The organism is Azonexus sp., from assembly GCF_041909095.1.
GTDB lineage: Bacteria > Pseudomonadota > Gammaproteobacteria > Burkholderiales > Rhodocyclaceae > Azonexus.
In genome coordinates, this window is sequence record NZ_JAYREB010000005.1 from 195,150 (window position 1) to 221,587 (window position 26,438).

Annotated in this window: 26 protein-coding genes and 1 tRNA gene; 8 read left to right on the top strand and 19 right to left on the bottom strand. The window is 65.8% G+C overall.

The window, feature by feature from the left end:
- Window positions 1-33: 33 nt before the first annotated feature.
- Genes ACE3OV_RS11885 through ACE3OV_RS11900 form a run of 4 tightly spaced genes read right to left on the bottom strand, consistent with a single transcriptional unit; the run spans window position 34 to window position 4,686 of the window.
- The gene (locus tag ACE3OV_RS11885; RefSeq protein WP_374327363.1) at window positions 34-927 is read right to left on the bottom strand and encodes an HDOD domain-containing protein; all 894 of its coding nucleotides are present in this window, start codon (window positions 925-927) and stop codon (window positions 34-36) included.
- Window positions 924-2,153: a glycolate oxidase subunit GlcF gene (gene glcF / locus ACE3OV_RS11890; protein WP_374327365.1), complete on the bottom strand. Its 1,230-nt coding sequence runs from the start codon at window positions 2,151-2,153 to the stop codon at window positions 924-926. Before glcF ends, ACE3OV_RS11885 begins: the two co-directional genes overlap by 4 nt.
- Entirely contained in the window at window positions 2,153-3,208 is a 1,056-nt protein-coding gene (glcE, locus tag ACE3OV_RS11895) for a glycolate oxidase subunit GlcE (RefSeq protein WP_374327367.1), read from the bottom strand. The genes glcF and glcE overlap by 1 nt, the downstream gene beginning before the upstream one ends.
- Window positions 3,208-4,686: an FAD-linked oxidase C-terminal domain-containing protein gene (locus ACE3OV_RS11900; protein WP_374327368.1), complete on the bottom strand. Its 1,479-nt coding sequence runs from the start codon at window positions 4,684-4,686 to the stop codon at window positions 3,208-3,210. The genes glcE and ACE3OV_RS11900 overlap by 1 nt, the downstream gene beginning before the upstream one ends.
- A 142-nt stretch (window positions 4,687-4,828) precedes the next feature.
- Here ACE3OV_RS11900 and ACE3OV_RS11905 point away from each other — a divergent pair, with 142 nt between their 5' ends.
- On the top strand, window positions 4,829-6,106 hold the full coding sequence (locus ACE3OV_RS11905; RefSeq protein WP_374327370.1) for a diguanylate cyclase: 1,278 nt from the start codon (window positions 4,829-4,831) through the stop codon (window positions 6,104-6,106).
- 7 nt (window positions 6,107-6,113) lie between these two features.
- On the opposite strand, the gene ACE3OV_RS11910 is transcribed toward ACE3OV_RS11905, so the two are convergent.
- Both ACE3OV_RS11910 and hyi read right to left on the bottom strand, forming a co-directional pair.
- On the bottom strand, window positions 6,114-7,400 hold the full coding sequence (locus ACE3OV_RS11910; RefSeq protein ID WP_374327371.1) for a glycerate kinase: 1,287 nt from the start codon (window positions 7,398-7,400) through the stop codon (window positions 6,114-6,116).
- Entirely contained in the window at window positions 7,397-8,170 is a 774-nt protein-coding gene (gene hyi / locus ACE3OV_RS11915; protein WP_374327372.1) for a hydroxypyruvate isomerase, read from the bottom strand. The genes ACE3OV_RS11910 and hyi overlap by 4 nt, the downstream gene beginning before the upstream one ends.
- A 63-nt stretch (window positions 8,171-8,233) precedes the next feature.
- Between hyi and ACE3OV_RS11920 the strand changes: the two genes are divergently transcribed.
- Entirely contained in the window at window positions 8,234-8,830 is a 597-nt protein-coding gene (locus ACE3OV_RS11920; protein WP_374327373.1) for a cob(I)yrinic acid a,c-diamide adenosyltransferase, read from the top strand.
- Window positions 8,831-8,891: 61 nt separating this feature from the next.
- On the top strand, window positions 8,892-9,116 hold the full coding sequence (locus ACE3OV_RS11925) for a hypothetical protein (protein ID WP_374327374.1): 225 nt from the start codon (window positions 8,892-8,894) through the stop codon (window positions 9,114-9,116).
- A 15-nt stretch (window positions 9,117-9,131) separates the two neighbouring features.
- On the opposite strand, the gene ACE3OV_RS11930 is transcribed toward ACE3OV_RS11925, so the two are convergent.
- The 10 genes from ACE3OV_RS11930 to ACE3OV_RS11975 form a co-directional block, all read right to left on the bottom strand.
- Window positions 9,132-9,425, bottom strand: a complete 294-nt coding sequence (locus tag ACE3OV_RS11930; RefSeq protein WP_374327375.1) for a helix-hairpin-helix domain-containing protein — start codon at window positions 9,423-9,425, stop codon at window positions 9,132-9,134.
- 13 nt (window positions 9,426-9,438) lie between these two features.
- Window positions 9,439-10,395 (bottom strand): hypothetical protein, encoded by a 957-nt coding sequence (locus tag ACE3OV_RS11935; RefSeq protein WP_374327376.1) that lies wholly within the window; start codon window positions 10,393-10,395, stop codon window positions 9,439-9,441.
- Between the two features lie 59 nt (window positions 10,396-10,454).
- Window positions 10,455-10,901 (bottom strand): STY0301 family protein, encoded by a 447-nt coding sequence (locus ACE3OV_RS11940; RefSeq protein ID WP_374327377.1) that lies wholly within the window; start codon window positions 10,899-10,901, stop codon window positions 10,455-10,457.
- A 3-nt stretch (window positions 10,902-10,904) separates the two neighbouring features.
- Window positions 10,905-11,372, bottom strand: a complete 468-nt coding sequence (locus tag ACE3OV_RS11945; RefSeq protein WP_374327378.1) for a BPSL0067 family protein — start codon at window positions 11,370-11,372, stop codon at window positions 10,905-10,907.
- Between the two features lie 107 nt (window positions 11,373-11,479).
- Window positions 11,480-11,959, bottom strand: coding sequence for a hypothetical protein (locus ACE3OV_RS11950; protein WP_374327379.1), 480 nt, complete (start codon window positions 11,957-11,959; stop codon window positions 11,480-11,482).
- Between the two features lie 2 nt (window positions 11,960-11,961).
- On the bottom strand, window positions 11,962-12,396 hold the full coding sequence (locus tag ACE3OV_RS11955; protein ID WP_374327381.1) for a hypothetical protein: 435 nt from the start codon (window positions 12,394-12,396) through the stop codon (window positions 11,962-11,964).
- Window positions 12,397-12,542: 146 nt separating this feature from the next.
- Window positions 12,543-13,184 (bottom strand): hypothetical protein, encoded by a 642-nt coding sequence (locus ACE3OV_RS11960; RefSeq protein WP_374327382.1) that lies wholly within the window; start codon window positions 13,182-13,184, stop codon window positions 12,543-12,545.
- A gap of 120 nt (window positions 13,185-13,304) precedes the next feature.
- Window positions 13,305-14,438, bottom strand: coding sequence for an ABC transporter permease (locus tag ACE3OV_RS11965; protein WP_374327383.1), 1,134 nt, complete (start codon window positions 14,436-14,438; stop codon window positions 13,305-13,307).
- A 2-nt stretch (window positions 14,439-14,440) separates the two neighbouring features.
- Window positions 14,441-17,179: a ribosome-associated ATPase/putative transporter RbbA gene (gene rbbA, locus ACE3OV_RS11970; RefSeq protein ID WP_374327384.1), complete on the bottom strand. Its 2,739-nt coding sequence runs from the start codon at window positions 17,177-17,179 to the stop codon at window positions 14,441-14,443.
- A 6-nt stretch (window positions 17,180-17,185) separates the two neighbouring features.
- Window positions 17,186-18,175 carry an HlyD family secretion protein gene (locus ACE3OV_RS11975; RefSeq protein WP_374327385.1) on the bottom strand — a complete coding sequence of 330 codons (990 nt, stop codon included), beginning with the start codon at window positions 18,173-18,175 and terminating at the stop codon, window positions 17,186-17,188.
- Window positions 18,176-18,402: 227 nt separating this feature from the next.
- On the opposite strand from ACE3OV_RS11975, the gene ACE3OV_RS11980 reads away from it, so the two are divergent.
- The gene (locus ACE3OV_RS11980) at window positions 18,403-19,389 is read left to right on the top strand and encodes a cytochrome-c peroxidase (protein WP_374327387.1); all 987 of its coding nucleotides are present in this window, start codon (window positions 18,403-18,405) and stop codon (window positions 19,387-19,389) included.
- Window positions 19,386-21,917 carry an ATP-binding protein gene (locus tag ACE3OV_RS11985; protein ID WP_374327389.1) on the top strand — a complete coding sequence of 844 codons (2,532 nt, stop codon included), beginning with the start codon at window positions 19,386-19,388 and terminating at the stop codon, window positions 21,915-21,917. Before ACE3OV_RS11980 ends, ACE3OV_RS11985 begins: the two co-directional genes overlap by 4 nt.
- Before the next feature lie 111 nt (window positions 21,918-22,028).
- Here the strand turns inward: ACE3OV_RS11985 and ACE3OV_RS11990 are convergent.
- A tRNA-Ser gene (locus ACE3OV_RS11990) sits at window positions 22,029-22,116 on the bottom strand.
- A gap of 111 nt (window positions 22,117-22,227) precedes the next feature.
- On the opposite strand from ACE3OV_RS11990, the gene ACE3OV_RS11995 reads away from it, so the two are divergent.
- Window positions 22,228-22,920 carry a Bax inhibitor-1/YccA family protein gene (locus tag ACE3OV_RS11995; protein WP_374327391.1) on the top strand — a complete coding sequence of 231 codons (693 nt, stop codon included), beginning with the start codon at window positions 22,228-22,230 and terminating at the stop codon, window positions 22,918-22,920.
- Window positions 22,921-22,963: 43 nt separating this feature from the next.
- Here ACE3OV_RS11995 and rlmD read toward each other — a convergent pair whose 3' ends face one another.
- Window positions 22,964-24,262 carry a 23S rRNA (uracil(1939)-C(5))-methyltransferase RlmD gene (gene rlmD, locus ACE3OV_RS12000; protein ID WP_374327393.1) on the bottom strand — a complete coding sequence of 433 codons (1,299 nt, stop codon included), beginning with the start codon at window positions 24,260-24,262 and terminating at the stop codon, window positions 22,964-22,966.
- Between the two features lie 51 nt (window positions 24,263-24,313).
- Here rlmD and ACE3OV_RS12005 point away from each other — a divergent pair, with 51 nt between their 5' ends.
- Window positions 24,314-24,790 carry a hypothetical protein gene (locus ACE3OV_RS12005; RefSeq protein WP_374327394.1) on the top strand — a complete coding sequence of 159 codons (477 nt, stop codon included), beginning with the start codon at window positions 24,314-24,316 and terminating at the stop codon, window positions 24,788-24,790.
- 120 nt (window positions 24,791-24,910) lie between these two features.
- Entirely contained in the window at window positions 24,911-25,186 is a 276-nt protein-coding gene (locus ACE3OV_RS12010; protein WP_374327396.1) for a hypothetical protein, read from the top strand.
- 95 nt (window positions 25,187-25,281) lie between these two features.
- On the opposite strand, the gene bamC is transcribed toward ACE3OV_RS12010, so the two are convergent.
- Window positions 25,282-26,421: an outer membrane protein assembly factor BamC gene (gene bamC, locus ACE3OV_RS12015; RefSeq protein ID WP_374327452.1), complete on the bottom strand. Its 1,140-nt coding sequence runs from the start codon at window positions 26,419-26,421 to the stop codon at window positions 25,282-25,284.
- Between the last annotated feature and the right edge of the window lie 17 nt (window positions 26,422-26,438).

Sequence of the window (26,438 nt, forward strand, 5' to 3'; positions counted from 1 at the left end):
CCAGGAAGATTAGCATGAATCACACTCGCTGAATCAAACCTGGGCAGCGCTGTTGAAACGCTCCAGCACGACATCGATGAATTCCGGCAGCGAGTCGTCGTCGAGACCGAGTTCCGGCAGCAGCACGCCGCGCACCTCGTCCCATTCGGGATTGGGGATGCGCTGGTCGCGGGCGTGGATGTCGATCGCCAGCGCCAGGATCGCCACCAGACTGCGCGCCTCGTGGTCGCCGAGTTCGGCCAGCGCATGCTGGTAGCGGATGGCGTCGCAGATGAAGCCGGGCAGGCACCAGTGGCGGGCGACCAGGTAACCGACCACGGCGTGATCGGTATTGAACTTGCGGTCCTCTTCCCGCCAGTCCACCCAGTGCCCCGGCGTCGCCAGCCGCAACTCCATGCCGTAGCTGGGAAAACGCTGCAGCAGCAAAGGCACGCCGCAGGCGTGGAAGATGCCGGCCAGGTAGGCCTGATCGGGAAAGATGTTGCAAACGGCAACGCGCTCCTCGGCGATCAGCATCGCCAACTGGCCGACCGCCTGCGAACGCGACCAGAAAGCCTCGTAGATCCGCTTGTCGGCAGCCGGCTTGCCGGCGTCGATCAAGGCAATCGCCTGCACCAGGTTGAAGGTCTGCTTGACGCCGACCGCGTGCAGGATCTGTTCGATGGTATCGAAAGGCTGGTGCTGGCGATACGCCGCATTGCCGACCACCTTGAACAGCATCGCGCTCAGCCCCGGATCCTGCTGGATGGTCCTGGCCAGACGGCGCACATCGTATTCCTGGCGGTTCATCATCCGCCGCATCTCGTCGAGGACGCGCGGCTGCGGCGGAATCTTGATGCCACCCTCGAGGACGCGCCGCACCCGGGCAGCATCTTCCGCCCCCAGCGAACGCGTGATTTCCGGCACCGAACTCCCCTTGCTGCTCATTCCAAAGCCTCGTCAATCAATTCTATCCAATGGCGCACCGGCGTTGTCGCACCTGCCTGCAGATGCGTCAGGCAGCCGATGTTGGCGGTGGCGATCAATGCCGGACCGCCGGCGGACAACGCCGCCAGCTTGTTGGCGCGCAATCGTTGCGACAGTTCCGGCTGCAGCACCGAATACGTTCCCGCCGAACCGCAACACAGGTGGCCGTCGGCCACCGGCGTCAACACGTACCCGGCCGCTACCAGGAGATTTTCCGCCACACCACGTATCTTCAATCCGTGTTGCAAGGTGCATGGCGACTGAAAGGCGAGCTTGCCACGTTCGGCCGGGGCCAGCAAGGCGCGCAAGCGACCGCCTTCGGCAGCGACCACTTCCGACGGGTCGCGGCACAGCGCGCTGACCCGTGCCGCTTTTTCGGCGTAGTCCGCATCGTCGGCCAGCAGGTGGCCATAATCGCGCACCTGGACGCCGCAACCGGAAGCGGTGACGACGATGGCCTCGACGCCGGCCTCGACATGCGGCCACCAGGCGTCGATGTTGCGCCGCATATCGGCGCGGGCGGCGGCCTGATCGTTCAGGTGGTGACGCACGGCGCCGCAGCAGCCGGCTTTCTTCTCTTCGAACAACTCAATGCCCAGGCGGTCGAGCACGCGCGCCGTCGCCGCATTGATGTTCGGCGCCAGCGCAGGCTGGACGCAGCCGGCCAGTGCCAGCATGCGCCGGGAGTGCTTGCCTTTCGCCGGCCACGGCTTGGCCTCGGCCGAGGCCGGCGGCAGCTTGTCGGCGAGCCGTGACGGCAGCAGCGGCTTGAGCGCGCGCCCCAGCGCCACCGCCGGCCCGAACAGCGCCGGTTCGGGCAACACGGCTTTCAGCAGGGCGCGCGGCAGCGCCTCGCTCAAGGGGCGCTTCAGCTTGTCCTCGACGAGCTGGCGCCCGATGTCGAGCAGGTGGCCGTAGTCGACGCCGGACGGGCAGGTCGACTCGCAGGAACGGCAGGTCAGGCAGCGGTCGAGGTGGAGCCGGGTCTTTTCAGTCACCGGCTGGCCTTCGAGCACCTGCTTGATCAGGTAGATGCGGCCGCGCGGCCCGTCGAGTTCGTCGCCGAGCAACTGGTAGGTCGGGCAGGTGGCGGTGCAGAAACCGCAGTGCACGCACTTGCGCAGGATTTCGCCGGCCACCTGGCCGGCGTGCGTGTCGCGGTATTCGTCGGCGATCCGGCAGTCCATCAGAACTCCGCGTAAAGTCGGCCGGGATTGAGGATGGCGGCCGGGTCGAAGACCTTCTTCAGCCGCCGGTGCAGCGCAAGCAGCGCCGGCGCCAGCGGCGTGAACGGATCGACGCGGCAGCGCAGCGATTCCGGCGCCCGGTACAGCGTCGCGTGGCCGCCAGCGGCGCTGGCAGCACTACGGATCGCCGCCGCGTCGAGGTCACCGGCGTACCAGCGCAGGGCGCCGCCCCATTCGATGGCGCTCAGTCCGTCGACCGCCAGGGCCGGCGCCGTGGATGGCAGGGCGACGCGCCACAACACCGGCGCCGCGTAGGCGGCGTGGCGCTGTTCGCGGATGTCTTCCCAGATACGCCCGGCATCGGCCAGCGGCTTGCCGCCCAGCTTGCGCGCCGCCGCGTCGACCGCCGCCGCCGCACCGGACAGGCGCAGCCACAGTCGCCCCTCATGCCAGAACGAAGCAGACACCGGCAGCGGCTGCGCGCCCCAGTCATTCAGCCGGCGCACCGCCTCGTCGGCGGCGCAGGAGAATTCCAGCGTCGTCTCGGCGACCGGTTTGGGCAGCACCTTCAGCGTTGCCTCGGCAATCGCGCCGAGCGTGCCCAGGCTACCGGCGATCAGCCGCGAGACGTCGTAGCCGGCGACGTTCTTCATCACCTGGCCGCCAAAATTCAGCACCTGACCGCGACCATCGACCAATTTGACGCCAAGCACGAAGTCGCGCACCGCCCCCGCCTGCATGCGGCGTGGGCCGGAGAGACCGGCGGCGATGCAGCCGCCGAGCGTCGCCCCGGCAAAACGCGGCGGCTCGAAAGCGAGCATCTGGCCATGTTCGGCCAGCGCCGCCTCGATTTCGGCAAGCGGCGTGCCGCATTTGGCGGTCACGTAAAGTTCGGTCGGCTCGTAATCGACGATGCCGCGATGCCCGCTCAGGTCAAGCACCTCGCCGGCCAAGAGGCCGCCGTAGAAATCCTTGCTGCCGGCGCCGCGCAGGCGCAGCGGCGTGTGCCCGGCGTGGGCGGCGCGGACGGCGGCGACGATTTCGTCCAGCGTCATCAGAAGCGCTCCAGGTCGGGAAATTTCAGCTCGCCGCGATGCACGTGCATGCGCCCGTACTCGGCACAGCGGTGCAGGCTGGGAATCGCCTTTTCCGGGTTGAGCAGGCGTTTCTCGTCGAAGGCCGCCTTCACCGCGTGGAAGGTCTCCAGCTCGGGCGTCGCGTATTGCACGCACATCTGCTTGATTTTCTCGATGCCGACGCCGTGCTCGCCGGTGATCGAACCGCCAAGCGCCACCGACAGCTCCAGGATCTCGGCGCCGAAAGCCTCGGCCTTCTCCCAGTCACCGGGCAGCGACATGTCGTACATGATCAGCGGATGCAGGTTGCCGTCGCCGGCGTGGAAGACGTTGGCGCAGCGCAGACCGTATTTCGTTTCCATGGCGGCGATAGCCGACAGCATCTCGGCCAGGCGCTTGCGCGGAATGGTGCCGTCCATGCAGTAATAATCCGGCGTGATCCGGCCGACCGCCGGAAACGCCGCCTTGCGCCCGGCCCAGAACCTGAGCCGCTCGGCTTCCGACTGCGAGACGCGGATGTCGCGGGCGCCACAACCGGTGAGCACGGCGCGCACGCGAGCGATTTCCTCGGCGACTTCCTCCGGCGTGCCGTCCGACTCGCAGAGCAGGATGGCGGCGGCGTCGAGGTCGTAGCCGGCCTTGACGAAGGGCTCGACGGCGGCGGTCGCCGGCTTGTCCATCATCTCCAGCCCGGCCGGGATGATGCCGGCGGCGATGATCGCGGCGACCGCGTCGCCGGCCTTCGCCACGTCGTCGAACGAAGCCATCACCACTTGGGCGAGTTCCGGCTTGGGCACCAGCTTCACCGTCACTTCGGTGACCACGCCGAGCAGCCCTTCCGAGCCGATGCACAGGGCGAGCAGGTCGTAGCCGGGCGCATCCGGCGCGCCGGAACCGATCTCGAAAATCTCGCCCTCGATGCTGACCATGCGCACGCGCAGCACGTTATGCACGGTCAGGCCGTATTTCAGGCAATGCACGCCGCCCGAGTTTTCGGCGACGTTGCCGCCGAGCGTGCAGGCGATCTGCGACGAAGGGTCGGGCGCGTAATAGAGGCCGAACGGCGCCGCCGCTTCCGACACCGCCAGGTTGCGCACACCGGGCTGGACGACGGCGGTACGGCTGGCGCGGTCAACCTGGAGAATCTTGTTGAAGCGCGCCAGCGACAGCACGACGCCGTCGGCGTGCGGCATCGCGCCGCCGGACAGGCCGGTGCCGGCACCACGCGCGACCACCGGCACGCCGAGCTGGTGGCAGGTGCGCAGCACGTCGACCACTTGCCCCTCGTTTTCCGGCAGGCAAACAGCCAGCGGCATCTCGCGGTAGGCGGTGAGACCGTCGCACTCGTAAGGACGCAAGTCCTCGGCCTCGACCAGCAGGCAATGGGGCGGCAGCACGTTGCGCAGGCGGCGGACCAGGGTGGCGGGATCGCAGCGGGGTGTCTCGTCGGAGCTCATGTGGCGAATTCTAAAGCGCAACGGGACAAAGACCTATCGGGAAAACCCGCGTCCGGACATGCAAAATTTTACTTTTGGCATAGATCGGCTCAATATAATTTCGCCAACACCCCTTCTCTCATTCTGTACTGGAAACGCACGCATGGCCGCATGGAGATCGCCAGCCAACCGGCAACTGCTCGAAAGGATGCTTGCAGCATTGGAGCAGCGGCACCCCAGCATCCCGGAGAGCGAGATCGTCGCCGCCGAGAGCCTCTCGCTGAACTGGCCCAACCTCAAGACCTGCCTCGCCGAATCGCTGGGCTGCGACGACGAGACCCGCTGCCAGTCGATGATGCGCGAGCTGGCGGCCACCGACACGCCGTTCATGCTCTTTTCCTACCAGTTCGGCACGCTGCGCAACCAGTTGCTCAAGCTGGCGCTGGAAGACGGCGCGATCGCCGATGCCCAGCAGGTCATGGCCTTGTTCGAGGAGATGGAAGAGAACTTCGCCGCGGTCTACCTGGAAATCTTCCTCAACCGCCTCGGCACCCGCAACCACCTCCGGCTGTCGCACATCCGCGCGCTCAACGACAAGAACCTGCTGAGCTATTTCGAAAGCCATCTCGAATGGATGGCGGCGCTGATCGAAGCCACCCGCGCCCGCGACCCGCTACAAATGCCGGAGCTCAACCCGAATCACTGCCAGTTCGGCCGCTGGCTGAACGACGAAGGCGCCCGCCTGATTCGCGACAACAGCCACATCGCCGAAATCCGCGAACTGCACGAGGCGATGCACCACATCATCGCCGAAATCGACGAGCTGATCGTCCAGCCGCGCGCCAGCGGCCCGGTCTACGCGATCCTGAAGAAGGCGGAAACCTATTCGCTCGAACTGGGCAACGAAATCTCGCTGCTCAACAGCATCGTCATCATGAGCGTCTACAGCAAGGACACGCTGACCGGCTTCCTCAGCCGGCGCTTCCTCGACCGCGTCCTGGCCAACCAGATGGAGATCGCCAAGGCGACCGAGTCGGCATTCTCGGTGATCATGTTCGACATCGACCACTTCAAGGATCTCAACGACCGCTACGGCCACCAGACCGGCGACCTGGCGCTCGAACACCTGGCCGGCATCGTCCGCGACACGCTGCGCCAGTCCGACCTGATCTTCCGCTACGGCGGCGAAGAGTTCCTCCTCGTCTGCCCATCGACCAGGCAGGCGCAGGCGCGCCTGCTGGCCGAGAAGCTGCGCCTGCGCATCGAAGCCTGCCCGGTGCCGCATGACCCGCCGCTGCCGCTCAGCGCCAGCTTCGGCGTCAGCGAGGTGGCACCGGCCTCCTACGAAATCGTCGACACCCGGCTGGTCCATGAAGTGATCGCCGCCTGCGACGGCAAGCTCTACGCCGCCAAGCGCGGCGGCCGCAACCGCGTCGTCTGACGCCGCTTCAGGCGATCAGGATGGCGCGAAAATCGTTGACGTTGGTCAGCGTCGGCCCGGTCAGCAGCAGGTCGCCGAGCGCCGAAAAATAGCCCCAGGCATCGTTGGCCGCCAGCGCGGCGGGGCCGTCGAGCCCGAGCGCCTTCGCCCGGGCCAGCGTATCGGAGGCGACGAAGGCACCGGCGTTGTCCTCGGTGCCGTCGATGCCGTCGCTGTCGGCAGCCAGCGCGTGGATGCCGGGCGCACCGCCAAGCGCCAGCGTCAGCCCGAGCAGGAATTCGCTGTTGCGCCCACCACGACCGCCGGCGCCACGCACCGTCACCGTCGTTTCGCCACCGGATAGCAGAACGCAAGGCGGCTTCGCCGGGAAACCGTGACGGGCGCAGGCCAGCGCGATGCCGGCGTGCACCCGGCCGGCTTCGCGCGCCTCGCCTTCCAGCGCGTCGCCGAGGAGCAGCGGCGTGACGCCGCAACGCCGCGCTTCGGCCGCCGCCGCTTCGAGCATCTGGCGTGGCGAGGCAATCAGGCGGTAAGTCGCGCCGGCGAGCCGCGGATCGTCGGGCTTTGGCGTCTCGGCGGCACTGCTGGCGAGCCAGGCGCGCAGCGGCGCGGCGAGCGGAATCGCGTAGGCGTCGAGGACGCGCAGGGCATCCGCCGTCGTCGTCGGATCGCCGACCGTCGGCCCGGAAGCGATCACCGCCGGGTCGTCGCCGGGCACGTCGGAAATCGCCAGCGTCAGCACCGGCGCCGGCCAAGCGGTAAGCGCCAGGCGGCCGCCCTTGATCGCCGAGAGGTGCTTGCGCACGCAGTTGATTTCGTTGATCGGCGCCCCCGAGCGCAACAGGGCGTCAGTGAGCGCCCGCTTCTGCGCCAGCGTGATACCCGGCGCCGGGGCCGCCAGCAGCGCCGAACCGCCGCCGGAAATCAGCGCCAGCACGCGGTCGTTCGCGTTCAGCCCGGCAAGCAGAGCCAGGATGCGCGCCGCTGCCGCCTCGCCAGCGGCATCCGGCACCGGATGCGCCGCTTCGACGATCTCGATGCGCGAGCACGGCACGCCGTGCCCGTAGCGGGTGACGACCAGCCCGGAGAGCGGGCCGGGCCAATGCTCCTCGACCGCCTTCGCCATCGCCGCCGAGGCCTTGCCGGCGCCGACGACAAGCAGCCGGCCACCCGGCCCCGGCGCTTCGATGGCGGCCAGCGCCGGCGGCACGCAGCGCGCCGGATCGGCCGCAGCCAGCCCGGCGTCAAACAGGCGGCGCAGGAAGGCGCGCGGGTCGTCGCCCCAGGCGCTCATCGCGGCATCCAGCCGAGGCCGGCCTCGGTCGTCGTCAGCGGCTTGTATTCGCAGCCGACCCAGCCGGCGTAAGCAAGCCGGTCAAGCAGCGCGAACAGGAAGGGGTAATTGATCTCGCCGCTGCCCGGCTCGTGGCGTCCCGGGTTGTCGGCGATCTGGATGTGGCCGATACGCGCGAAGTTGGCCTCGATGCAGCGCGCCAGGTCGCCCTGGATGATCTGCACGTGGTAGAGGTCGAGCTGCAGGCGGACGTTGGGGCGGTCGATCGCATCGAGCAGGGCGAGCGCCCGATGGATGTCGTCGAGCCAGTAGCCGGGCATGTCGATGCGGCTGTTGATCGGCTCGATCAGCACCGTCGCGCCGATGCTGGCGAAGCGCTCGGCGGCGTGGCGCAGGTTGGCAACGTAGGTGGCGGTCAGCTCGGCCTCGTCAACGCCAGCTGGGCGCAGGCCGGCCATGCAGTGCACCTGCTGGCAGCCGAGCGCCTGCGCGTAGGCCAGCGCGGTGTCTACGCCGGCAGCGAACTCGTGCTCGCGCCCCGGCAGGCAGGCGATACCGCGTTCGCCGGCGTCCCAGTCGCCGGGCGGCAGGTTGAACAGCACCTGCTGCAGCCCGGCGTCGCGCAGCCAGCCGGCAATCTCGGCAGCCGGCCAGCCGTAAGGAAAAAGGTACTCGACGCCGGCAAAGCCGGCCGCCGCGGCGCGCGCGAAACGTTCCGGGAAAGGCACATCGGCAAACAGAAAACTCAGGTTGGCGGCGAACTTTGGCATGGTAGCGACAGTCTGTGCGGGGCTGGAAAGTATAATTCGCCGTTCACCAAGGAGAAGGCAGACGTGGAAAACAACGAACAAAACGAACGCAAAGGCGATGAACGCAAAGGCAATCGCCTGTCGAAAATCGTCACCCGCACCGGCGACGCCGGCACCACCGGGCTCGGCGACGGCAGCCGGACGACCAAGGACAGCCTGCGCATCGCCGCCATCGGCGACGTCGACGAACTCAATTCCAGCCTCGGCGTGCTGCTCTGCGAGGAGTTACCGGAAACCGTGCGCGCCGCCCTGCTCGACATTCAGCACGACCTCTTCGACCTCGGCGGCGAACTTTGCCTGCCCGGCATGGCGATCATGAAGGACGCCCAGGTCGAACGCCTGGAAGCACTGGCCGACAGCTTCAACAACGAACTGCCGATGCTCAAGGAGTTCATCCTGCCCGGCGGCACCCGCCCGGCGGCGCTCGCCCACCTGAGCCGCACCGTCTGCCGCCGCGCCGAGCGGGCGATGGTCGCCCTGCACCACGCCGAGTCGCTGTCCGATGCCGCGCGCCGCTACATCAACCGGCTGTCCGACCTGCTGTTCGTCTTCGGACGCAGCCTCAACCGCGCCGGCGGGCGCGGCGACGTGCTCTGGCAGAAGGGCAAGAACGCCGCCTGAGGTTTGAGCGCAGCGGCGTGACCGAGCGCTAATTCAAACGCAGTTTTCCCCGACAGGCATCGTGTATCGCGTCGTCACCAAATACCGCAACGGCACCGCCCGCCCCGTCGTCGAACATGGACCATGGCATCCGACCCGCCAAACCGCCGACGACTGGGCGCAAATCCTGCGCGCGCACGGCTACGTCGCCCACATCGAGTCGCAGGGCGGCCTGATCGATGCCGGTCTCAGCGGCGGCCCGTCCGACAACGGCGACCTGCTGGCCGCCCTGTCGAGCATGGCCTGAGGTTCAGCCGGCCGCTCAGGGGGTCGCGACCAGCAGTGCTTGGCGCTGCGCCGTGAATTCCCACCAGGGCCGCGGCGGCCCGCCGTCGACGAAGTCGACGACCGACATGAAGACGTCGATCACGCAGGGATCGTGGCGCTGGCCGCTGAGTTCGCACAGGCGCCGGTACATCGCGAACGGGCACTGCCCGGCCAGTTCGCCGGGCGAGGCATAGCCGAGCAGGCGCAAATCCGCCGCCATTGCCGGCCCGACGTTGGGCAGGTCGGTGAATTTGCGCACGCTGGCGCGGTCGACCCTGGCCGGGTGCATTTTCCCGTTCGTCTCAGCGGATGTCGGGATTCTGCCGCTGGGCGCAGGCCAGCAACTCGTCCGCCAGTTCGGCCCGCCCTTGCCGCGCGAAAAAGCGGCTCATATCCGCCAGCGCCACCGGATCGCCCAGTTGCGCCGCCCGCCAGCGCAGGGAAGTGACCAGCGACTGCGTCGATTCCGCCACCGGCGCACCGTCGTAAGCCGAAGTCGCGGCGACCAGTCCGGCCAGCTTGGCGTAGCCGGACGGGATTTGGTGCTTGAGCAGCCAGGCGATGGCGGGTTGCGCCGCCTCCCAGTCCTCGTCGTCCAGCGCCGCACTCGCCAGGCGCGCCGCCGCCCGCCAGTGGCCCCGCGTGGCCGCCTCGACGTAGGCCATTTCCTGCTCGCGTCCGCGCGGCTTGCCCAGCGCCAGATCGAACCATTCCGCGGCTTCCGCCGACGGCGCCGGCAAATCGAGCGGATGGCAGGCAAAGTCTGCCTCCGGGAAACGCGCCGCCGGCGTGTTCGCCCAGGCGTATTGCTCGCGCAAGGCTTCCTTCAGCACCAACTCCTGCTGCGCCGGTGGAATCTCCTTCTCCACCCATTCGGCACGCGCCTGCCGGAACTCGCGTTGCGCCTCGGCCTCGCGGGCGCTGGCCTCGGCCTCACGCTTTTGCGCCTCGCTATCCTCGCGTTCGGATACCTGCACACAGGCGGCGAATTGATCCGCTTTCTTCTTCCAGCAGTTCTCCGCCACCTTGACCCGATAGACGCCCCACAGGGTTTCCAGCAGGTAGTCGGTGACGCCCGGCCTGGCCACCAGGCTGGCCCGCCCCCGGTTGTCGGTCATCCCCTGCTTCAGCACCGTGCCGTCGGGCAGCAGCCAGCGATAGACATAGGCCAGATGCCCTTCGCCGATCTGCAGATAAGGCGCCGCCTGAGCGGACGCTCCCCACAACCCGAGGAGCAGCCCGCTGGCCAGTTTCCGCATTCCTACGCCAGCGCTTAGCCGCATCCGCCCATCCTCTTTATCCGCATTTGGCAGTCGTTTCATTCGTGTTCGCACTTCATGCCGGCGATGCCCAACCTGACGCCGTTCGGCAGCAGGCGCTCGCTCAGTTCGCAGCGCCGCACCCCGCCTGGCAACTGGCGGGTCAATTGCAGCGTGCTGTTGCTATAGGAGCAGGCCACCCAGTATGTTGCCGACGCTTGTGCAGGAAACAGCCAGGAGGAGGTCCGCAACTGCTTCTTGCGACTGGTCCGGTCGGGTACCAGGCTGGCCATTTCCGCCGGCGGCCCGGAGAAGACGCTGATCGAATCGAGAAATTTCCCGCGCTTGCCGAGATCGCTCTCGACCCGCCATGCATCGTCCGCCGTGCTCAGCGACTCGACTGCGGCGATGCTCTCCGGACAGACAATCACCAACTCGCCCGCCGCCGCGCCAACGCACGGCAAGGCAATGGCCGCGATGAAAAGAACCTTTGCTTGATGCTTCATCATTCACTCGATCACGTAAAAATGGATCGCCGCGTTGCTGCGCGGATATTCCGGCTGGTTGACCCGGATGACCCGCTCCAGCACCTCGCCCTGCTTGTTCCACTGGTCGAGCACCCGGATCCCGCTTGCATCATGGCTCAAGTAGATGGCGGCGTGCTTGCCATGGGAATCGGTCGGGTAACGCCCGTTCTTGTCGAAGGTCGCGATCGCCGTGCCTCGCGGAATGCTCCCCGGTTTCGCCTCGATGACCTGCACGCCCTTTTTCCAGGACACCGTCTGCGGTGCATTGGTCGCCTGCCGGACAAACTCGACGCACTCGGTATTTCCTTTGGCATTGACGAATTTCGCTTTCCCGAAAACGTCCTTCTCCGCCAGCTTCAATTTATAGGCCACGGTTCGCATCTCCCATTTCAGCGCAACACCCGGACGCAGCGGCGCCCGGCCTTGAGGTTCGGCGACGAGAGCGGCCACGACGCCAAAACAGCGGCACATTATGAATTTATCATCAACAGCCAGACAAGAAGAGGATGACATAACGGCCACCCAAGGCTTCGGGCTAGACGGACAAGAGCACTGGCTCAGGACGGGCTAGCGCTGGAACGCCGCATGATTTCCTCGTATGCCTCGTCCGGACACAATGCCTTTGTGATGAACCCGTCAAAACGGGCTCGGTCAGGAAAATCCAGATGCTGGAACCTGACTAGGTGGCCGTCATACTCGATGAACAAGGACACGGGTTTTCCAGCATCATCTGCATAACCATTGACGGTCAGGCAACCGCGACCCGCTGCCAACTTTTTCTCGTAGTGCGAATGCTCCCTGACAACAGCCCCACCCCACATCAATACCTTGACCTCTTGCTCGGAAGCAATGTCGATATCCTCCAGCACTGCGGGCGAAAATATCTCCGCTCGCTGCGCCAAGACGCTACCGCCAAGAACCGCTTGACGATAACGCAGGTAGGCATTGTGCAGCGGCTCATCGGAATGTTCAGCGGAATTACCGGCGCACGCTGAAACGAACAACCCCACCAGTACAAACAAAAAGACGCGCCACACCGTCAGTACCCCATTGCCCGCTGCAACTCCAGGTCAGCGGCCGGACGCTGTCCTTTAATGTGCCGCGCCGCCCGACACACAAGTCCAGAACAGGCGGTAATCAGCTTGACGATATTGAAACTTCCGGACACCGTAAGCATGCCGCCGCCTTTGACGCCTACTCCAGCGGTATAGTGGATATCGCCGTTCTCGTAACCAGTAAAATTTACCGTCAGCCGACGCATCGCGACGCCGATCTTTTCTAGCGCTGGAGTGCCAGACAATCGAACAACCCCCGCCCTACCGGTCAGTTCTGCGTTGCCGTCTTGATCAACAGTCAGCCTGAACGCCCCAACATCCCTGACAATCTTTGTCGTCAAGCCGTCGTTGGCAGAGTAGGCAAGCTCAATCAGTCTGGCGATCGTCAGCCTGATTTCCGCATCGGTCGAGGTAGTCATCACAATCAACTAAAATGCTTTTGGGATAAGCATCCTAGCACACCCCCAAGCCCCGTGATAGCGGCCTCTCTCTTTTGCTTACGGCCGGGCTGGAAAACATTATGGGAATAATTCACTCATCTCAACAGCCAGCACGCCACGCCGGATTAGTCCTCATCTTGAGGTGGAATTGCCTCCAATCGCTCAACAATAGGTTTGATGTGTTTGGCAACAGTTATAGGAGTTGTCTGGGATACCAAGAAGAGTGCGAAAAAGAACATCAACGTGCCCAAGCCGATGAATATCGCCACCTGTTGAAACGATGCCCCCTTGACTGTAGTCGGAAGCATAAAGGCGAGAAGCGCAAAAACCGCAACCAAGACTGCAAACGACCAGTTAAACAAATGTTCGATCTTGTCGCTGCGCGTGATTCGAATCAGCAACTTGCCGTCTTTCATGGTGGTATGTTTTCGGGCGCGGGCAAATTGGAATGTTTGAAGTTCTCCATCGGACCTATCCACCAAGGATTTGATCTTCTCTCGCAGGGCGCGATCGGCTGAAATTCCGGTTACTCGCTTGAAGACCAGATAGTTCAATTCTTCTTCTAGAACTGATCGGGCCGCATCTCTAACGACATCAATTTTCAATGCATCCTTGACAAACTCTTCTCGTCTAGTACCGCGACGTTCAAAAAACTCAAGGATTGCACGAAGATTCACTACTACTGCAATGGCGACGACGAGAATAACTACGAGCCAGTTTCCGTTCTCAAGGCTTTTCAATAGGGTATCTAAAATTTTGTCGAGCATGGGCGAAGGTGTGGGGCTAACGGCGCTGTAGAAAAAGTCTCTTTAGGCCAAGATCGTGCCGCGAACCCAATGGAATATCAAGAGCCCGATGATCACCAGGCGTAGCGCTAGGCGCTCGCCTCACCCCTGATTCCGCGTCACCGCATCGCGGAACCTGACCAGCGCGATGACGAAGAAGACAGCGCCGATGGCGGTCATTGCGGCGAGGTCGCGCCAGACGATTTCGAGGCCGGCGCCACGGTAGAGGATGCCCTGGGCGAGGCGGACGAAATAGGTGGTGGGGGCAGCGAGCATCAGGTCCTGCACTGCCTGCGGCATGCTTTCGCGCGGCGAGATACCGCCGGAGAGCATGAGCAGCGGGATGATGCTGAGGATGACGAGGAGGCCGAACTGCGGCATCGAGCGGGCGAGCGTGCCGAGGAAGATGCCGATCGACGCGGCGGCGAACAGGTAGCAGGCGGCGGCGGCGAGGAAGAGCGGCAACGAACCGGCGATCGGCACCTGCAGCACGCGTTCGACCATCACCGCCAGCGCGAAGGCGACGCCGAGCAGCACGGCCAGCCCGTTGGCCCAGATCTTGGCGAGCATGATCTCGAACGGGGTGAGCGGCATCACCAGCAGGTGCTCGACGGTGCCGTGCTCGCGTTCGCGGATGAAGGCGGCGCCGACCAGGATGATGGTCAGCATGGTGACGTTGTTGATCGCTTCCATGACGCCGCCGAACCAGAAGCCCTTGAGGTTGGGATTGAAGCGGACGCGGGTGACGAGACGCACCGGGCCGGCGCTTTCGTCGCGCGTGCCGGTGAGGTATTCGTTGATTTCGCCGAGCGCGATGCGCTTGATGTAGGTAGCGCCGATGAAGGCCTGGCTCATGATCGTCGCGTCGATGTTGAGCTGCAGGTCGGGCACCTTGCCGGCGCGCAGGTCGCGCTGGAAGTTGGCGGGGATGACCAGCGCGAAGTTGTAGCGGCCGGCGTCCAGCCCGGGGTCCATGGCGGCCAGTTCGATGCGCTCGGGCGGGCGGAAGAAAGGCGGGTAGAAGGCATCGACAAGGCGCTGCGAGAGCGGCGAGCGGTCTTCATCGACGACGGCCAGCGGCGCGTTGTGCAGTTCCTGCGAGACGCCGGTGGCGGCCGTGTAGATGGCGCCGGAGAAGGCCCAGCAGATGAGCACGAGCAGGGTCTTGTCGGCCCACAGGCTCTTCAGTTCCTTGAGGCCGAGGCGGTAGATGTTGGCGAGGCTGTGCAGGCGCATGATCAGTCTTCCTGCTTTTTCAGCAGCGCCACCGAGAGCGCGGTGAGCACCGGGATGAAGGCGGCCAGCGCGAGGAATTGCGGCAACAGGTCGGTAAGGCCAAGCGCCTTGGTATAGACGCCCCGGCTGATGACCAGGAAGTAGCTGGCCGGGAAGAGCTGGCCGATCCAGTAACTGACGCCTTCGAGCGCACCAACCGGGGTGGTCAGCCCGGAGAAGCTGACGGTGGGCAGGATGGTCAGGATGGCGGTGCCGAACAGCGCGGCGATCTGGGTTTTGGTGAAGGTCGAGATGAGCAGACCGACGCCGGTGGTGGCGACGACGTAGAGCGTGGCGCCGAGCGCCAGCGCGGCGAAGCTGCCCTTGAGCGGCACCTGGAACACCCATTGCGCCTGCAGGACAAGAACGAGGAAGCTGATCAGCGAGACGGCGACGTAGGGCAGTTGCTTGCCGAGCAGGAATTCAAGGCGGCTGACCGGCGTCACGTAGAGGTTGGTGATCGAGCCGAGTTCCTTTTCGCGCACCACGCCGAGCGCCATCAGGATGGCGGAAATGAAGATGAGGAGGATGGGAATCACCGCCGGCACCATGGCGTAGATGCTCTTGACGTCCTGGTTGTAGCGGAAGCGCGAGACGATGTTGGCCGGGTAGGCGCTTTCGACACCGGTGTTTTCGCGGATCAGGCGCTGCACGTAGAGGAGATGCATGCCTTCGGCGTAGCCGCGCACGGTTTCGCCGCGATAGGGCATGGCGCCGTCGACCTGGAGGCCGACTTCGGGCCAGTGGCCGCGCCGCAGGTCGCGCCCGAAGCCGGGCGGGATGTCCACCGCCAGCGCCAGTTCACCGTTGCGCAGGCGGCGCTCGAGGTCGGCGTCGTCGAGGATCGGCGGCTGCTCGATGAAATAGCGCGAGCCGGCGATGTTCTCGATGTAGGCGCGGCTTTCCGGCGACTGGTCGCGGTCGAGCGCGGCGAAGCGCAGGCCTTCGACGTCGAGCGAAATGCCGAAGCCGAGCACCAGCATGAGCAGCGCCGAGCCGAGCAGGGCGAAGGCAAGGCGGATCGGGTCGCGGCGCAGTTCCAGCGTTTCGCGGTAGGCGTAGCCGTACAGGCGGCGCCCGCTGAAGAGGCTGCGCCGCTTGCGGTCGACTGCGGTTTTTGGCGAAATTTCCGCGTCGACCGCAGGCGGCGCTTCGGCGGCCGGCGCGCGGGCGCCGGTCGCTTCTTCCAGATAGTCAATGAAGGCCGCTTCCAGCGTCGCCGCGCCGCGCTGCGCCACCAGCCCGGCCGGGGTGTCGCTGGCCAGCACGCGGCCGGCATGCATCAGCGAGATGCGGTCGCAGCGCTCGGCCTCGTTCATGAAGTGGGTCGAGATGAAGATGGTGACGCCCTGCTGGCGCGACAGTTCGACCAGCAGCGCCCAGAACTCGTCGCGCGCCACCGGGTCGACGCCGGAGGTCGGTTCGTCGAGGATCAGGAGTTTTGGTTCATGGACCACGGCCACTGCCAGCGACAGCCGCTGGCGGATGCCGAGCGGCAGCTCGGCGGCGGCCTGGTCGGCGTATTCGGCGAGGCCGAAGCGTTCGCTCAGTTCGGCAACGCGGGCGATGCGGCGGGCGTCCGGCAAGTGGAACAGGCGGGCGTGCAGGTGGAGGTTCTCGGCCACGGTCAGTTCGCCGTAGAGCGAGAAGGCCTGCGACATGTAGCCAACCTGTTTGCGCGTCTCCAGGTCACGCGCGTCGACCGGCCGGCCAAACAGCCTGGCCTGCCCTTCGCTGGGCGGCAAGAGGCCGGTCAGCATCTTCATCGTCGTCGTCTTGCCGCAACCGTTGGAGCCGAGGAAGCCGAAGATTTCGCCGCGGCCGATGCGAAAACTGACGCGGTCGACGGCGGTAAAGTCGCCAAAACGCTGGACCAGCCCTTCGGCTTCGATCGCCCAGTCGTCGCCATCGGCAACGCGCGGCGGAATGACCAGCTCGCGGTGCGCCTGCCGGCGGGTTTCCGGCAACAGCGCGATGAAGGCGGCGTCGAGCGTCGTCTGGCCGGTGCGCGCGCGCAATTCGGCCGGCGCACCGGTGCCGATGACGCGCCCGGCGTCCATCGCCACCAGCCAGTCGAAGCGCTCGGCTTCTTCCATGTAGGCGGTGGCAACGAGCACGCTCATGCCCGGCCGGCGGGCGCGGATGCTGTCGATCAGCTCCCAGAACTGGCGGCGCGACAGCGGATCGACGCCGGTCGTCGGCTCGTCGAGGATGAGCAGGTCGGGATCGTGGATCAGCGCGCAACAGAGGCCGAGCTTCTGCTTCATGCCGCCGGAGAGCTTGGCCGCCGGGCGCTCGGCAAACGGCGTCAGGCCGGTGGCGGCGAGCAATTCGGCGATGCGCCGCTGACGTTCGTTTTTGCCTTGGCCGAACAGTCGACCGAAGAAGTCGACGTTCTCGAAGACCGACAGCGTCGGGTAAAGGTTCTTGCCCAGGCCCTGCGGCATGTAGGCGATGCGCGGCTGGACGCCGTTACGGAAACGCCGCTCGCCGATATTGCCGCCAAGCACCTCGACCTGCCCCGCCTGGAGTTTGCGCGCCCCGGCGACCAGTGCCAGCAGCGACGACTTGCCGACCCCGTCGGGGCCGATCAGGCCGACCATGCAACCGGCCGGCAGGCTGACGTCAACGGCGTCGAGCGCGGCAACGCCGGCGTAGCGCAGGCTGACGCCCTGCAGGCGGGCGACCGGCGCGCTGTCCACGACGCCTTACTCCGCTGCGACTTGCAGATTGGCCGGCCAGACGGCGTCGGCGTCGGCGTCGACGCGAACCCAGGCGACGCCGGGCATGCCGCCCTTGGCAAGGTCGCGGTGCGCGGCCAGCCAGGCCGGATCGGCGCGCAGCTTGACGCGGAACATCAGCTTCTGCCGCTCGCTCTGCGTTTCCACCTCGCGCGGCGTGAACTGCGCTTTTGGCGCGACGAAGGTGACGCGGGCCGGAATCGGCTGCCCGGGCAAGGCATCGAGGACGATGCGCGCTTCGGCACCGAGCGCGACGCGGCCGGCGGTTTCGGTAGACAGATAGATGCTCATGAACATGTCGTCGAGATCGACCAGCGTCAGCGCCTTGCCGCCTGCCGCCAGCACCTCGCCCGGCTCGGCCAGACGGTAGAGGACGCGGCCGCTAACCGGCGCCTTCAGTTCGCTATCGGCGAGCGTCGCCTGCAATGCCTCGACCCGCGCCTGCGCCGCCGCCACCGCCGCTTCGGCCTCGCCGACCTTGCCCTGTGCCTGGGCAACGCCGGCCCGCGCGCCGCTCATGCCGGTGGCGTCGCTATCTAGCTTGTTGCGACTGATGAAGCCGCGTTCGACCAGTTCTTCGGAACGACGCAGCGTCTTGCCGGCCAGCGCCAGATCAGACTGCGACTTGCGCACACCGGCCCGCGCCTGGACCAGCGCCTGCTCGGCCTGCCCGACCAGGGCCTGGGCGGCACGCAACTGGGCGCGCAGCTCATCGGCGTCGAGCCGCCCGACCACGGCCCCGGCTTCGACCCGGTCGCCTTCGTGCGGCAGGAGTTCGGCCAACCGGCCGGCGATCTTGCTCGCCACATCAACTTCGGTTGCCTCCAGCCGGCCGTTGCCGGACGCCAGTCCGGCGGGAAAGGCCGGCGGACGCTGCAGGAAAAGGTAGAGCGCTAGCGCGGCAACTACCGCCAGAATCAGCAAGGCCAAGGCTCTGGCAAGGCGCATCGGTTTCATGGGACACCCCGACGAGTTAATGACCGAACGGTCACTAGTTGTTCCGATTATAGGCCCGATACCCTGCAGCGGCCAAGCTTCCAGGCATCCGCCAGGACCCCGCCAAAGACTCTATAATGTTTCCCCCGGCAGGCCGCACGACCGCCGTTCCAATGCCCACCCTCCGCGTTGCCTGGCAACGCCGAACCGACTCCCGGCGTCGCCAGGCCAGGCGACACTCAGGCACCATGCGACTGACCTTACTGCTGCTCCCCTGCGCCCTGTTGCTGACTTCCTGCGAAGAGCCGGTACCGGCCGCCCCCGCCGTACCGGTGCCAGCACAAACCCTTGCCGAAGGACCGATCACCCCGATCCCGACCGACCTGCCGGTCGATCCCGACAAGGCAGCACTTGGCCGGGCGCTCTTCCACGACCCCCGCCTCTCCCGCAACGACAGCATCGCCTGCGCGCATTGTCATCCGCTCGACCGTTACGGCATGGACGGCCAGGCGACCTCGACCGGTATCGACGGACGCCGGGGCAGCCTCAACACCCCCAGCGTATACAACAGCCGCCTCAACTTCCGGCAGTTCTGGGACGGCCGCGCCGCCAGCCTGGAAGAACAGGTCGACGGCCCGCTCACCCACCCCGCCGAAATGGACAGCAACTGGCCAGCGGCGCTGGCCAAGCTGGGCGCCGACCCGGCCCTGCAGGCTATGGCCCACCAGGCATTCGGCAGGGAGATCGACGCCGATGTCGTGCGCGGCGCACTGGCAGCCTTCCAGGAAACCCTGATCACCCCCGACGCGCCGTTCGACCGCTACCTGCGCGGCGATACGCAAGCGCTTGACGAGCGTGCCCGCGAGGGCTGGCGCCTGTTCCGCGAACTCGGTTGCGTCAGTTGCCACCAGGGAAGCAACATCGGCGGCAACATGTACGCCCGACTCGGCCTGTTCGACAGCTACTTCAGCGAGCGCAACCCGCAACCGACCGACCTCGGACGCTACAACGTCACCGGCAAGGAGGCCGACCGCTACAAGTTCAAGGTCCCCAGCCTGCGCAATGTCGCCCGCACCGCCCCCTATTTCCACGATGGCGGCGTCGCCACGCTGCCACAGGCGGTCGAAATGATCGCCAGCACTCAGCTCGGTCTGCAGCTCAGCACCGAGGAACGCGACCTGCTCGTCGCCTTCCTCGAAAGCCTGACCGGCCGCCTGCCGGAAGGCACGCCGTGAACCGGCGCAAGCTCCCGGCCAGCTTCCTGGTCGCCGCCCTGGCCTTCCTGGCAACGCTGGGCGCCCTGCTCTACAGCGGGCTCGGCGAACGCCCGGGCAATCTGCACGCCGCCCGCGCGGCGGCCGCCGACCTGCTGCTGATCGACAGCCAGTTCCGCGAATCCTTGCTGCGCAACCGCTTCGGCATCGATCCCAACTTCGATACCCTGGTCGCCCAGCAGGCCAGCCTGCGGCAAGGCCTGACCCGCCTGCAGGCGCAGCCGGCGGCGGGCGAAATCGAGGCCGCAATCGCCGCCTACCGCGCCATGCAGGATGCCGAAAGCGAACAGGTCGAGGCGTTCAAGTCGCTCAACGCCTCCTTGCGCAACGCCATGCGCTATTACCAGTTCGAAGCGCGCCGGCAGATCGAAACCCTGCCCGATACACCGGCCAATCGCCAGCTCAAGCTGGAACTGCACCGTTTCTCGCTCGATGCCGTCCGCCTGATCGGCGGCGAGCAGGACAGCACGCTACGGCGCACGGTCAGCGCCGTCGAAGCAGCGCTGGACTCGGCCGCCGAGCGCCTGCCCGAACGGGGCCCGACCTTCCGCCGCCTGCACCAGCACGTACGCCACATCGACCGCGACGTCCCGCAACTGCTCGCCGCCACCCATGCCCTGCTCGGCGACGGCAAACGTGCACAACTCAACCGCATCCAGCAACTGGCCGACGACGCTCTGGCGCGCGAAGCGCGACGGGCCACGCAACAGCGCCTGCTGTTCGGCGCCACCGCGCTGCTGCTGCTGGCGGTGCTGGCTCTCGGCGGCCGCCGCTACTTCCGCGACGTCTCGGCCCGCCTCTCCGCCGAAGAGAAGATGCGCGAGCTGACGCAGGCCGTCGAACAGAGCCCCAACCTGATCCTGGTCACCGACCTCGAAGGCAACATCGAATATGTCAACGCCGCCCTGACCACGGTCACCGGCTACAGCAACGGCGAAGCCGTCGGCGCCAACATGCGCCTGCTGCGCTCCGGCAAGACGCCACCGGAAACCTACCGCGACCTCTGGCAAACCCTGCACGCCGGCGGCATCTGGCGCGGCGAATTCATCAACCGGCGCAAGGACGGCAGCGAATACACCGGCGCCGCCATCATCGGCCCGGTTCGCCAGCCGGACGGCAGGATCACCAACTACGTCGGCGTCCAGGAAGACATTACCGAAAGCAAGCGCATCGCCGCCGAACTCGAGCGCCATCAGAGCCATCTCGAAGAACTGGTCGCCCAGCGCACCGCCCAACTGGCCCAGGCACTGACCGCCGCTGAAGCCGCCAACGTCGCCAAGAGCCGCTTCCTCGCCGCAATGAGCCACGAACTGCGCACACCGATGAACGGCATCCTCGGCATGGCGCAACTGCTGCTCAGCGGCCCGTTGAGCGAACAGGAAACGCGGGAGTACTCGCGGACCATCTTCCACTCCGGCCAGACCCTGCTTACCCTGCTCAACGACATCCTCGACCTGTCCAAGGTGGAGGCCGGCAAGCTGACGCTCGAAGCCGGGGTCATCGCACCGGCCGAAATCCTGCGCGAAACCGAAGCACTGTTTGCCGGCAACGCCCAGGCCAAGGGCCTGCAATTGACTGCCCGCTGGCTCGGCCCCGAACACCAGCGCTACCACGGCGACCCGCATCGTCTGCGACAGATGCTGAGCAACTTGGTGAATAACGCAATCAAGTTCACCGAGCACGGCGAAGTCCGCATCGAGGCCAGCGAACTGGCGGCCGACGCTGCGGCGCCGCAACTTGAATTTGCCGTCAGCGATACCGGCATCGGCATCGCCGGGGAAAAACACGCGCTCCTCTTCCAGCCTTTCAGCCAGGTGGACAGTTCAACCACTCGTCAGTTTGGCGGCACCGGGCTCGGCCTCTCCATCGTCCGCAGTCTCGCCCGCCAGATGGGCGGCGAAGTCGGTCTGAGCAGCACGCCCGGGAGCGGATCGCGCTTCTGGTTTCGCATCCCCCGGCTAGCCCTGTCTGAAAACCCCGATACCCGGGCAACGGCGCGCCCCGAGGGCAGCAGCACGCCGCCGGCCGGCCCGCCGCAACTTTGCGGACGCGTCCTGATCGTCGAGGACAACCGGACCAACCAGCGGGTCGCCGGCGCCCTGCTCAAGAAGTTGGGGCTGCAGTCGGTGATTGCCGAAAACGGCCAGCAAGCGGTCGAACGGGTGATCAACGAAGCAGATACGATCGACCTCATCCTGATGGACATCCAGATGCCGGTGCTCGACGGTTACGGCGCCACCCGCCAGATCCGCGCCTGGGAACAGGAAAGGCAGCGACCAGCGCTGCCGATCATCGCCCTGACGGCCGACGCCTTCCCGGAAGACCAGGCGCGCTGCCGGGAAGCCGGCATGGATGATTATCTGGCCAAACCGGTACATATCGACGCGCTGACCGCCGCGCTGAGCCGATACCTGAAGAATTCGGGGACGCGTACGGCAAGTGGGGGAACCACGGAAAAACCGGAACAAGACTACCGGAACACGGAATAAATCCGTAAGCCGGAACGGCCGCCGAAACCTTGCGAGGGCAGCGACGACAGTCTGAGCGGCGCTGAGCTGACCGCGAGACGATCTTGTTTTTATTTTTGAATCAGCGGCTTATGGCGGGTCCGGTGAGATTCGAACTCACGATGGGTTTCCCCACGCCGGTTTTCAAGACCGGTGCATTCAACCGCTCTGCCACAGACCCGTTTGCGGCCGGCATGATAGCACAGCGTTTCGCCGGCCATGGCATTTGAAACTTGCCCCCGTCTCGGCTAGTCTTAGCCCTCGTCACAACCTGAAACGGAGTATTCCGACCATGACCACCAATTTCGAAATCGCCCGCCAGGGTGCCGGTACTTACGCGACGCAGCAGAACCGCGTGCTGCGCAATACCTACATGCTGCTCGGCCTGTCGATGGTGCCGACCGTACTCGGCGCGCTGGCCGGAATCCAGATGGGCTTCTCCTTCTTCGCCGGCAGCCCGCTGATCTCCTTCGTCCTGTTCATGGCCATCGCCTTCGGCTTCATGTGGGGGATCGAGAAGAACAAGGATCGTGGCCTCGGTGTCGCCCTGCTGCTCGGCTTCACCTTCTTCATGGGCCTGATGCTGTCGCGCATCCTGCAGTTCGCGCTCGGCTTCTCCAACGGCGGTTCGATGATCGCCCTGGCGGCCGGCGGTACCGGCGCCATCTTCTTCGTGCTGTCCTCGGTCGCCGCCACCAGCAAGCGCGATTTCACCGGCATGGGCAAGTTCCTGTTCGCCGGCGTCATCCTCGTCCTGCTGGCCATCGTCGCCAACATCTTCTTCCAGATTCCGGCGCTGTCGCTGGCGATCTCGGCGGCTGTCGTCGGCATCTTCTCGGCCTACATCCTGTACGACATCAGCCGCATCGTGCAGGGTGGCGAGACCAACTACGTCTCCGCCACGCTGGCCGTCTATCTCGACGTGTACAACGTCTTCGTCGGCCTGCTGCAGCTGATCATGGCGCTGACCGGCGAACGCGACTGAGTTAAGCCCACTGCGGGGCGAGGGCGGCTGCGGCCGCCCTTTTTCATGGCCGCTCGAACAAGGCGATCGACTCGACGTGGGCGGTATGCGGGAACATGTTGACGATGCCCGCCGCCGCCAGCCGGTAACCGTTAACCGAAGCCAGCACGCCGGCGTCGCGGGCGAGCGTCGCCGGATTGCAGGAAACGTAGACCAGGCGCCGCGGCGCATCTGCACCGAGCGCCTTGCACAATTCGACGGCGCCTTCGCGCGGCGGGTCGATCAGCATCTTGTCGAAGCGACCCAGCCTGGCCAGCGATTCCTCGGTGCAGTCAAAGAGGTTGGCAACACCGAATTCAACCCGTTCGCCGAGGCCGTTGGCGATCGCCGCCTCGCGCCCGCGAGCGACCAGCGCCGGACTGCCTTCGATGCCGAGCACGGTGGCGCCGCTGCGGGCAATCGGCAGGGTGAAGTTGCCCAGACCGCAGAACATGTCGGCGATCCGCTCGCCCGGCTGCGGATCGAGCAGGCGCAGGGCACGGCGGACCATGACGCGATTCACCGCATGGTTGACCTGGGTGAAATCGGTCGGCCGGAAATCGAGTTCGAGACCGAATTCGGGCAGCGTGTAGGAAAGCCGCGGCCCGGGCAGCGGATGGAAGCGCTGCGCGCTGTCCGGCCCCTTCGGTTGCAGGTAGATCACCACGGCGTGCCGGTCGGCGAAGGCGCGCAGGGCTTTCTCGTCGGCTGCGGTGAGCGGCGCCAGGATGCGCAGGACCAGCGTCGTGCAGTGTTCGCCGACGGCGACCTCGATCTGCGGCAGGCGGTCGGCGATGCTCAGCCCGCCGATCAGCTCGCGCAGCGGCATGAGCAGGTCGGAAACGTGCGGTGGCAGGACCAGGCAGCTATGGATGTCGGCGATGTAGCTGCTGCGCCATTCGTGGAAGCCGATCAGCATGCCGCCACGCGACTCGACCTTGCGCACGCCCAGCCGCGCCCGGTGACGATAGCCCCAGGGGGCGCCGTGGATCGGCGGCAGGATGGTCTCGGCGCGGACGCGGCCGATGTGCCACAGGCTGTCTTCGAGCACCCTCTGCTTGGCGGCAATCTGCGCCGACGGCTCCATGTGCTGCATCGCGCATCCGCCGCAGATGCCAAAATGCGGGCAAGCCGGCGCGACGCGGGCGACCGACGGCTTCAAGACCTGCACCAGGTGCGCCAGCTCGTACTTCGGCTTGCGCCGGAAACTGGCGTATTCGACCGTTTCCCCAGGCAGGGCCCCGTCGACGAAGATGGCCTTGCCGTCTTCGCGGACAATGCCGCGGGCTTCGTGGTCCAGCGATTCGACTTTCCCGATCGGCACGGTCGTCTCCGATAAAAGCGCGAATTCTAGCAATCGGGTATATTTGACGCCATGGCTCGCGAACTGATCGAATCCTGGACCGACTACCTGGCCGCCGTCGACCGGTTGCTGCCGCTCGCCACGCACCAGCTCTGGATCTACGACGAGGATCTGGCGCACCTGGGCCTGGAGGGCAGCAGCCGTCTGGAACAACTCAGTCAATTGCTGACCGGCGCCAAGGAACAGCCGCTACGCATCGCCTTGCGCGACGGGGCACACTTCCAGACCCGCAGCCCACGCCTGCAACGTCTGCTGGCCCCATGGATGCACCGGTGCGAGGTGCGGCAGACGCCGCCGGCGCTGGCCCATCTGCGCGACGGGATGATCATCGCCGACCGCCGGCACGCCCTGATCCGTCTTGAAAAGAACCTGCCGCGCAGCGTCCTGCTGATCGACGACCCGCTTGCTGCAATGCCATATTTGGAACGTTTCGAAGAAATCTGGCAGGCATCCCGGAAAAATTTGCTGCAAACCGCCCTCGGACTGTGACATTTGCGTATTGCGCCGCGCTGCACAATTTTTTTTGCGCTATAATTTTCGGCGGTTCGGTGTAAACCGGCCGAACATATCTATTCGGATTTATTTGCTTCTTGTCGATAAGGAAATCTCATGAACAAGTCCATTCTCGCCGCCGCCCTGTTTGCCCTCGCCCTGACCGCCTGCGGTCAGAAGGAAGAACCGGTTGCTGCTGCCCCGGCTCCGGCCCAAGAACAAGCTGCCGCTCCGGCCGCCGCTCCGGCTGCTGCCCCGGCTGACGCCGCCGCTCCGGCCGCCGCTCCGGCTGACGCTGCTGCCGCTCCGGCTGCTGCCCCGGCTGCCGACGCTGCCGCCGCTGCTGTCGTTGACGCCGCCAAGGCTGCCGTCACCGAAGAAGTCAAGAAGTAATCTGGCTTGACCAGGCAATAAAAAACGGGGCTTCGGCCCCGTTTTTTATTACCCTGACGCCGTGATCCGGTCACGGCGTCAATACCGGCTGTTTCTTACTGCAACTGCTGCTGCAACAGCGTGAGAATCTTCTTGGCCGTCTCCGACTTGTCGGTACCGCCTTCGCTGGTCAGGACCTGCACGCTGGAACTGCTGCCACCGCCATCCTCGACGTGGATACGGTATTGCTCGCGGGAAACCGCCGATTTTTCATCGCTTTTCCAGAACGCCAGACGCGACAGCAAGCCCTCGCTCTTCTTGTTGGCATTGTCCTGTTCAGGATCGACGTAACGAACGAAGTAGATGCCACGCGAGCGATCGCGGTCCTCGACCGTGAAACCGACGCGGTCGAGCGCCAGACCGACGCGGCGCCAGGCGCGGTCGAAACGGTCAAAGACTTCGAGCTTGCCGCTGCCATCGTCAGCCCGCGTCAGGCGCGCGCGCGGCTCGGACTTGGGCGTCGTCAGTGCGGCTTCGGCACGTTTTTCCTCGGCGCCCAGACGGACCATCAGGCGGCGCAGCATTTCCGCTTCCAGTTCCGGGTCGGCGGCCCGCGGTTGCCAGCGGGTATCTTCCTTGGCGGCCGAGGTGTAAACCTCTTCCATCGCCCGGTGGCTGATGTAGATCTCGGTCGTTCCCGGCTGCGCCCCCGGCTCGAGGCGGGTACGGAACTTGTCGCGCTCGCCACTGGAATACAGGGAGTCGAGAACCCGGCCGAGGGTGTTGCGAATGATGTCGGACGGAATCTTGGCGCGGTTTTCCGCCCAGTCGGTCTCCATCACACCGGCTTCCGGACGCTCGATATTGACGAGGAAACCGGTTTCCTGCCAGAACTCCTTGATCGGGTCCCACAGGGCATCCGGTGCCGAATTGACGACCAGCCAGCGCTGGCTGCCGGAACGCTCGACGCGCACTTTGTCCACGCTCGGCAGCACCGCCGATTGCCCGGCCTGGGCTTCCGGTGCCCGCTCGGCGGCGTAGGCCGAGAAGGTCGCCGAACCCTTGCCGGCATCGTCCGGCACCAGGTAGCGGTCGTCGCGGCTCAACTGGGTGAGATCCGGCGGCACTTCGAGGGTCGGCACCTTGCCCGCCGACTTGTATTCGATCTTGCGCGACTCGGGAATGATGTTGCCGCTGCAGCCTGCCACGGCGACCGCGACGAGACAGAGGGTGAGGCCGGAAATCCGGTGATTCATGGTCTTCATGCTTTCTT

Bases quoted from the DNA above. Each gene is read 5' to 3' on its own strand.
- ACE3OV_RS11960 (WP_374327382.1), bottom strand. From the start codon at position 13,184: ATGCTCGACAAAATTTTAGATACCCTATTGAAAAGCCTTGAGAACGGA.
- ACE3OV_RS11975 (WP_374327385.1), bottom strand. From the start codon at position 18,175: ATGAAACCGATGCGCCTTGCCAGAGCCTTGGCCTTGCTGATTCTGGCG.
- bamC (WP_374327452.1), bottom strand. From the start codon at position 26,421: ATGAATCACCGGATTTCCGGCCTCACCCTCTGTCTCGTCGCGGTCGCC.
- ACE3OV_RS11940 (WP_374327377.1), bottom strand. From the start codon at position 10,901: ATGAAGCATCAAGCAAAGGTTCTTTTCATCGCGGCCATTGCCTTGCCG.
- ACE3OV_RS11900 (WP_374327368.1), bottom strand. From the start codon at position 4,686: ATGAGCTCCGACGAGACACCCCGCTGCGATCCCGCCACCCTGGTCCGC.
- ACE3OV_RS11910 (WP_374327371.1), bottom strand. From the start codon at position 7,400: ATGAGCGCCTGGGGCGACGACCCGCGCGCCTTCCTGCGCCGCCTGTTT.
- ACE3OV_RS11935 (WP_374327376.1), bottom strand. From the start codon at position 10,395: ATGCGGAAACTGGCCAGCGGGCTGCTCCTCGGGTTGTGGGGAGCGTCC.
- ACE3OV_RS11955 (WP_374327381.1), bottom strand. From the start codon at position 12,396: ATGACTACCTCGACCGATGCGGAAATCAGGCTGACGATCGCCAGACTG.
- ACE3OV_RS11980 (WP_374327387.1), top strand. From the start codon at position 18,403: ATGCGACTGACCTTACTGCTGCTCCCCTGCGCCCTGTTGCTGACTTCC.
- ACE3OV_RS11905 (WP_374327370.1), top strand. From the start codon at position 4,829: ATGGCCGCATGGAGATCGCCAGCCAACCGGCAACTGCTCGAAAGGATG.
- glcE (WP_374327367.1), bottom strand. From the start codon at position 3,208: ATGACGCTGGACGAAATCGTCGCCGCCGTCCGCGCCGCCCACGCCGGG.
- ACE3OV_RS11930 (WP_374327375.1), bottom strand. From the start codon at position 9,425: ATGCACCCGGCCAGGGTCGACCGCGCCAGCGTGCGCAAATTCACCGAC.
- ACE3OV_RS12010 (WP_374327396.1), top strand. From the start codon at position 24,911: ATGAACAAGTCCATTCTCGCCGCCGCCCTGTTTGCCCTCGCCCTGACC.
- glcF (WP_374327365.1), bottom strand. From the start codon at position 2,153: ATGGACTGCCGGATCGCCGACGAATACCGCGACACGCACGCCGGCCAG.
- ACE3OV_RS11885 (WP_374327363.1), bottom strand. From the start codon at position 927: ATGAGCAGCAAGGGGAGTTCGGTGCCGGAAATCACGCGTTCGCTGGGG.
- ACE3OV_RS11995 (WP_374327391.1), top strand. From the start codon at position 22,228: ATGACCACCAATTTCGAAATCGCCCGCCAGGGTGCCGGTACTTACGCG.
- ACE3OV_RS11965 (WP_374327383.1), bottom strand. From the start codon at position 14,438: ATGCGCCTGCACAGCCTCGCCAACATCTACCGCCTCGGCCTCAAGGAA.
- hyi (WP_374327372.1), bottom strand. From the start codon at position 8,170: ATGCCAAAGTTCGCCGCCAACCTGAGTTTTCTGTTTGCCGATGTGCCT.
- ACE3OV_RS12005 (WP_374327394.1), top strand. From the start codon at position 24,314: ATGGCTCGCGAACTGATCGAATCCTGGACCGACTACCTGGCCGCCGTC.